The organism is Desulfosporosinus nitroreducens (assembly GCF_023897015.1).
GTDB lineage: Bacteria > Bacillota > Desulfitobacteriia > Desulfitobacteriales > Desulfitobacteriaceae > Desulfosporosinus > Desulfosporosinus nitroreducens.
Genome location: NZ_JAMHFY010000026.1, coordinates 58,884 through 65,749, shown reverse-complemented (window position 1 = coordinate 65,749; position 6,866 = coordinate 58,884). Strand labels below are relative to the sequence as shown.

The window sequence follows — 6,866 nt, the reverse complement described above, 5'->3', positions numbered from 1 at the left end:
ATGCACATCTTAGCATTTTCAACTCTTGTTGTCAATAACTAATTTGTATTGTTTCGATTGAAAGGTTCGAAGGTTTTTAATCTCTTAGATATTCAATCCTCTGTGCGTCGTTTTGGCGCTTTGTTAGAATATCATCTTTTAGTATGTTCTGTCTACTGTTATTTTTATCCAAGTACAACATTTCATCAGAGAATGGATGCCTTTTTCCCCATAAGGCCTTCCCCATAAGGCCTTCCCCATTGTATACGACTAGTTTAAAATTAAATTATGTTTCTTGGTTTTAGATTATTATACATAAATGAATAAACAAAACATACCAGCGTACATGTTCGTCACTTGGATATATTAAATCACATGGTTTAAATGAACTTCTTTTTAATTAGGAGCAAACATCCAAGGAGTTCATCGAACCATTTAAAATACATAAGGGAGAGCTTTAATACTCTCCCTTTCTAAAATCAAGTCTGTACTTTAAATTAAGACTCAACAAATAAAAACTAATATTGTTAATCTTACTTTAGGAGAACGTTTCAATTTCTATGCAGATTTCCTCAGGATAACATCCTTGGGGAAGTTTGACTTTATCTTAACCTAGTTTTCATGCGATTTTTTATGTCCGATATTCGACAGGAGGAGAGCTACGTGAAAATAATTAGTTCTAAGGTCTTCCCGGGTAAAAATATATATTCATACAAAAAGTGCATAAGACTAGACCTAGATTTAGAAGGGTATAGTGAAATTCCCAGTAAAGAAATTGATGGTTTTAATCAAAATTTAGTAAGTATATTACCCGAGCTTACTAAACACAGATGTGGTATAGATGAAGATAGAGGCTTTATTAAGAGACTTACCGAGGGTACATATTTGGCACATGTATCTGAACATGTAATAATAGCACTCCATAATATGATTGGTGTGGAAATAAAGTATGGAAAAGCTCGAGAAATATCTGGGGATCATTATTATGTAATTTATCAGTATGAATATATGAATACAGGACTAGAGACTGGAAAAATGGCAATTAACCTCATCAATTCATTAATAAATAAGGAACCACTCGATCTAGATATGTGTTTAACTAAACTAATTGAAATATTAAGGGATGAACAACTAGGGTTAAGTACAATAGCTATTTGTGACGAGGCAAAAAAACGAGGAATTCCTATATTGAGAATAGGCGAAGAAAGCATATTTCAATTAGGTTATGGAAAACACTCCAAGACGATACAAGCGACCTTGGGGAGTGATACTAGGGAAATAGCTGTAGGGATAGCACAAGATAAATTACTGACTAAAGAACTACTAGACTTGCATTGTATACCAGTAGCAAGAGGCATGAAAGTAGGAAGTAAAATTAAAGCAATTTTAGGTGCTGAGGATATTGGCTATCCGGTAGTACTTAAACCCCAGTTTGGAAACCAAGGCAAGGGGGTTATTGCCAATATAAAGGATCAGATAGAGTTATCAGATGCCTATGACCATTTAATTAAGGATTATAGCGATATAATGATCGAAAAGCATTTAACCGGAAGCGATTATAGAGTATGTATCGTTTATGGAGATGTTGTTGCAGTTTCAGAAAGAATCCCCCCATTTATTACAGGAGATGGAATAAGTTCTATAGAGAACCTTATACTTCAGACTAATGGAGATATCCGAAGAGGTGAGGGTCACGAAAAGGAACTAACCAAGATTAAGATCGATGAAACCCTTATAGCATACCTAAGGCAAAAGAACTATTCGCTCAAGTCTATTCTTCCTCAAGATGAGACCCTAAATCTAAAAGATAATGCAAATTTATCAACGGGTGGGTTTTCTATAGATTATACTGAATCAATATGTAGTGAGAATATTGAATATTGCAAGAGATCTGCAAGTGCAATTGGACTAGATATTTGTGGTATAGATTTGCTGTGTCAAGATATTAGTAAACCTCTCAATGAAGGTGGGGCAATTATTGAAATAAATGCTGCACCTGGTATCAGAATGCATCATAATCCGTATAGTGGAACAAAACGCAATGTTGCAGGACATATAGTTGATAAGTTATTTAAGGATGGATATGAAAAAACTCCATTAGTAGCAATAACAGGCACCAATGGGAAAACCACCACCACCAGACTTATTGCGCACATACTTGCAATTGCTGGATATACTGTTGGAATGACTACAACGGATGGAATTTATATTGACGGGAAATGTATCTTTAAAGGTGACACAACCGGTCCCAAGAGCGCTTTAGCTGTCCTAATGAATAAGGATATCGATGCAGCAGTCCTGGAAACTGCCCGAGGAGGAATAATAAGAGGTGGATTGGCCTATGATGTTGCAGATGTCGGGGTTATTACAAACATAACTCGAGATCACCTTGGGATAGATGAAGTAGAAACCATGGAAGATTTGGCAAAAGTCAAAGCGTTGGTAGGAGAAGCAGTTAAAGAAGATGGCTATGTTGTTATTAATGGGGATGATAAAGTGAGTATAAGTGTCTTAAACCGCTTTAAAAGTAACCTTATTATCTTTTCTAACAATAAGGTTAATGAAGTCCTGCAAGCAAATATGAGAAACGGTGGATATGGAGTCTATATTGATGAAGGCGATTTAATAATCCAGAAGGGTTTTAAGAGTGAAACGTTAATCGACGTCAATAATATTGGAATTACGTTAAAAGGCATCCTCAAATATAACATTGAAAATGCTATGGCTGCCTGTGCAACCGCTATAGGACTTGGTATTGATTCTAATATTATTAGACAGGGTTTGATGTCATTTTACTGCAATCAAAATCCTGGAAGATTTAATATGTATTTTGTCAATAATAAAAGGGTCATATTGGACTATGGACATAATAAAGATGGTTATAATTGCGTTTTAGATGGACTGAAGCATATACAACACCATAAACTTATAGGTGTTATTGGAGTACCGGGAGATAGATCGGACATTGATATATTTGAAGTTGGTCGATGTGCCGGCAACAACTTTGATTATATTTTTATAAAAGAAGATGCGGAGAAAAGAGGCAGGGCTAAAGGTGAGGTGGCAGATCTTTTAGAAAAGGGAGTCCTGACGTCAAAGTTTAACAGTATGAACATCAGAAAGATTTCAGAGGAGACGGAGGCCTTCAAAGCAGCCTTAGATCTTGCAGAGCCTGAGGATATTGTAATTGTCTTCTTTGAGCAGTCTGAACCTCTTGTTGAAATAATGAGACGTAAACTTGATGAGGTTAAATTCCAAGCTCTGTCTGCAAAATAAATTAATAGCCTGTATCCATAGAGATACAGGCTATTAATTTAAACGACGATTAATTGAATCTAAATATTTTCAGCAATATTGTAGATTAATTTTTCTGTGCTCTCCCATCCAAGGCAGGCATCTGTTATTGATTTTCCATAAATATTTTCACCAATACCTTGCTTACCTTCTTCTAGATAGCTTTCAATCATGAGGCCTTTGATCATTTTCTTAAGCAGAGTGTCATATTTCCTACTCATCAAAACCTCTCTTGCTATTCTAGGCTGTTCTGAATAACATTTCATAGAATTCGCATGGTTTGTATCAACAATAATTGACGGATTTAAAAGTTGGAGTTTTTCATAGTCTTGAGCAATACGAATTAAATCTTCATAATGGTAATTTGGAATATTTCTACCATTAGAATCGACTGCGCCTCTTAAGATTGCATGAGTAAGCTGATTGCCTGTGGTTTCAACTTCCCATCCGGAATATGTAAAAGTATGGCCCTGCTGGGCTGCTATTATAGAATTTAACATTACAGACAGGTCGCCGCTGGTAGGATTTTTCATACCAACAGGTGCGTCAACTCCACTTACAGCTAGCCTGTGTTGCTGATTTTCTACCGAACGAGCACCTATGGCAATATACCCCAAAACGTCTGCAAGATAGGTATAATTTTCCGGATAGAGCATTTCATCGGCTGCAGGCATGTGATAGGCAGATAATGCTCTTAAATGCATTTTTCTTATCGCTTTTATACCCTCAAATAAATCTGGTTTTTTGCTTGGGTCTGGTTGGTGCGCCATGCCTTTATAACCTTCACCTGTCGTTCGAGGCTTATTTGTATAGATTCGAGGTATAATCAAAATCGAATCTTTTACTTGTTCCTGAACTTGGGCAAGCTTCCCAATATATTCGCAGACAGAATCTTCATTATCTGCTGAACATGGGCCTATTATAAGGATAAACCTTTCATCCTTATTCTCGAGAATATTCCTTATATCCTTATCCCTGGTTTCTTTTATATCTTTAATGTGATTTGGTAAAGGTATCTCCTCTATTATTTCATCGGCAGTAGGTATTCGTTTAATGAACTTCATACTCATATCATATTCTCCTTTTGCTTTTTGCCTAAGAACTACATTCTTCAGTATAGTTTTTTTATACAAGACTAGCAATGATTGTCATCACAAAAAATCTCCAAATAGCCGTCTCATTATTGAACTGCCCCTTGCCTTAAACATTCTTCCTATTGAAAACTTTCATAATAAACCATAAAGTTCATTTTTTCACTATATCATAGTATAATAAACAAAAACCATTTCAGAGGTGTTAAAAAATGTCCTTAGAGATTGAAGATAAAGAAGGAATGATTAAAACCTGTCAAGCTATCTTGGAATCTTGCGAAAAACCTTTTGTCTGGGAAGAAGAAGGTACATATAAATATGGCAACTATAAAAAGCCTTTTAATCTTATTCTACCGCATCCACAGATAGATAACGAGTTGAATAATCTCTTTGAAACATTCTCAGGCTCTAGCTATTTGTACGATCAGATTAAAGCGACCTGTACACTTGATGAGGAATGGGTTGAGTCTGGAACTTACGGCTTAGATAGGGATTTTAGTTGTTACTTCAGTAAATTCTCCCTAAAATCGGAATATGTTGAGCAAGTCAAAACCTATTTTAATAATCGTCTTAGCGAATTACAGAAGAGCAAAGGATAGAATCGTAAATCACACAAATAATATATCGGTTAATGTTCAATCGATATATTATTTGTGTGATTATTTTTAGTGGATAAGCAAAAACTCTTTAAATAGCACTTCCAATTAAGGAGTTAGCGTAATCATCAAAAAAAACCATATCCCTACAAGTGCTATAACTCCGCCGATAGCTAAACCTGTATTTAACGAGCGACGTATACCCTTTTTTTGGGAGACAGGAGAGTTAATATATTTAGTATAGTAGTCGTAAGTATTTTGCAAATATAAATCAAAGGCAACCGCTAATCCATCCAGCGGTTGCCTTTGATTTATATATCTAATTAATGCAAATCGCGCCTCTAATACATCAAAAATGTGATGCAACAGGATGCTATATCCTAAAACCATTGTGGCAACCGCAAGATTGATCAAAGCACTTTGCCCTAAGTATTCCTTCACGGTAGCTAAGCAACCTCGTGCTCATATTGCAAGCTATTTCCGTTCTGCCAGTCGGAATTTTACTTCCAGCTTATCTTTGGGAATATCGTAGGCTTCTAGTATTCTGACAAAGAAATCTCTTTTATTATCAACACAAATTTTTAGTCTCAAACTGAAATTTGTGCCATGTATCTCAAGCGGGACATCCCATTAGAATATCTTGATTCTCTAAAAGTCCTTTTCCATCTCGTGTACTTTATGATACAGCCAATCATTTATTGGTGTTGGTACATGATATTGCCGTCCCAATTCGATAACTGTTCCTGAAAAAAGCTCTACCTCAGTTTTAGTGTTTACTGCCATATCTTGACGCATAGACGGCATCCCCAGAGGATTTAAGTTGGCTAGAACATTTAACCAATACGTTAAATCTGATTCATCTAAATTTATACCAACCTTGCAAGAGAGGGCGATAACTTCCCTCATTGCAGCTATCATAACATTCCTAGGCTCACCCGCTACTTGAATACCGCCATAATTTGTTGAAAACACTGCTACTGTCTGATTAACTCCTGTATTTAACATGAATTTCCCCCACAAACGATGATTCATATTTTTCGGCACCTCATAAGGAAAATCAATAATATTGAAAAACTCTGCGACAGTTGTTACTTTCTCAGACCAGACCGTATTCTCTTTTTCTCCGAAGCATATCATTCCCATGTTCTTATATGTCAACTTGTTTTCAATTTTTACTGCATCCATCCCTTGGGCAACGCAATAAAGTATTTTTTCCATTCCAAATGTTTTTCCAATAATTTCTTCACTAGAAATTCCATTAAGTGCCGAAAGAATGATTGTATGCTCTCCCACTTGATGCCTCGTGTCCTCAATCGCTTGCTGTAATTGATTGAATTTCACACAGAAGATCAATAAGTCTACAGGCTTTTGCTTGCTTTCAGGTAAAACATAATTAAAATCATAACGCTCACCATTACAAAAGATGCCATTCTTCTCATATTTCTGAATGCGTCTTTGATTTGCAATAACACGAACATCATTTTTGGTTAAATTACCGGAAAAATGCTTTGCAAACATTATTCCTAAAGCACCTAAGCCTATAATCGAAACTGTTTTGATCGTCATCTTCCAAGCTCGCCCCTTGCCTTTTATAAGTGTCTTATGCCCCTAAGACATTCTGCTCTTAATTCAATTGCTCTTAAGCAAGCAAATGCTAAAAGTGACACAAGATTCAGATTAAAACTAAATGAGAGCCGCCCTCTGGGTAGCTCTTTTTAGTTACTCATTATAGCATAACGTTTACCCAATAAACCTGCAGGTTGGCAATTTTCAATAGAATCAATCCAAAAAAAAGTATGTTGTACGGCAAATAATTATCTAAATATTCTGTTACGCACTATATATCTTTCATATGATATAACAAAAAGATTCTTACACTTGAGAGGAGTGATTATATGTTGTTCAA

Annotated in this window: 5 protein-coding genes; 2 read left to right on the top strand and 3 right to left on the bottom strand. The window is 35.7% G+C overall.

Annotated features, from left to right (window positions below; genetic code table 11):
• Positions 1-642 precede the first annotated feature (642 nt).
• Complete coding sequence (cphA, locus tag M8E35_RS21365; RefSeq protein WP_252472277.1) at positions 643-3,255, top strand: cyanophycin synthetase; 2,613 nt, start codon at positions 643-645, stop codon at positions 3,253-3,255.
• Positions 3,256-3,314: 59 nt separating this feature from the next.
• Here cphA and M8E35_RS21360 read toward each other — a convergent pair whose 3' ends face one another.
• Entirely contained in the window at positions 3,315-4,343 is a 1,029-nt protein-coding gene (locus M8E35_RS21360; RefSeq protein ID WP_252472275.1) for a 3-deoxy-7-phosphoheptulonate synthase, read from the bottom strand.
• Between the two features lie 233 nt (positions 4,344-4,576).
• Here M8E35_RS21360 and M8E35_RS21355 point away from each other — a divergent pair, with 233 nt between their 5' ends.
• On the top strand, positions 4,577-4,963 hold the full coding sequence (locus tag M8E35_RS21355; RefSeq protein WP_252472273.1) for a nitrite reductase: 387 nt from the start codon (positions 4,577-4,579) through the stop codon (positions 4,961-4,963).
• 105 nt (positions 4,964-5,068) lie between these two features.
• Here M8E35_RS21355 and M8E35_RS21350 read toward each other — a convergent pair whose 3' ends face one another.
• The gene (locus M8E35_RS21350; RefSeq protein ID WP_252472271.1) at positions 5,069-5,401 is read right to left on the bottom strand and encodes a hypothetical protein; all 333 of its coding nucleotides are present in this window, start codon (positions 5,399-5,401) and stop codon (positions 5,069-5,071) included.
• Between the two features lie 207 nt (positions 5,402-5,608).
• On the bottom strand, positions 5,609-6,526 hold the full coding sequence (locus M8E35_RS21345) for a ketopantoate reductase family protein (protein ID WP_252472270.1): 918 nt from the start codon (positions 6,524-6,526) through the stop codon (positions 5,609-5,611).
• Between the last annotated feature and the right edge of the window lie 340 nt (positions 6,527-6,866).

What these genes read in the sequence shown, in the direction of transcription:
- M8E35_RS21355 (WP_252472273.1), top strand. Translation starts at nt 4,577, where the DNA reads ATGTCCTTAGAGATTGAAGATAAAGAAGGAATGATTAAAACCTGTCAA.
- M8E35_RS21345 (WP_252472270.1), bottom strand. Translation starts at nt 6,526, where the DNA reads ATGACGATCAAAACAGTTTCGATTATAGGCTTAGGTGCTTTAGGAATA.
- M8E35_RS21360 (WP_252472275.1), bottom strand. Translation starts at nt 4,343, where the DNA reads ATGAGTATGAAGTTCATTAAACGAATACCTACTGCCGATGAAATAATA.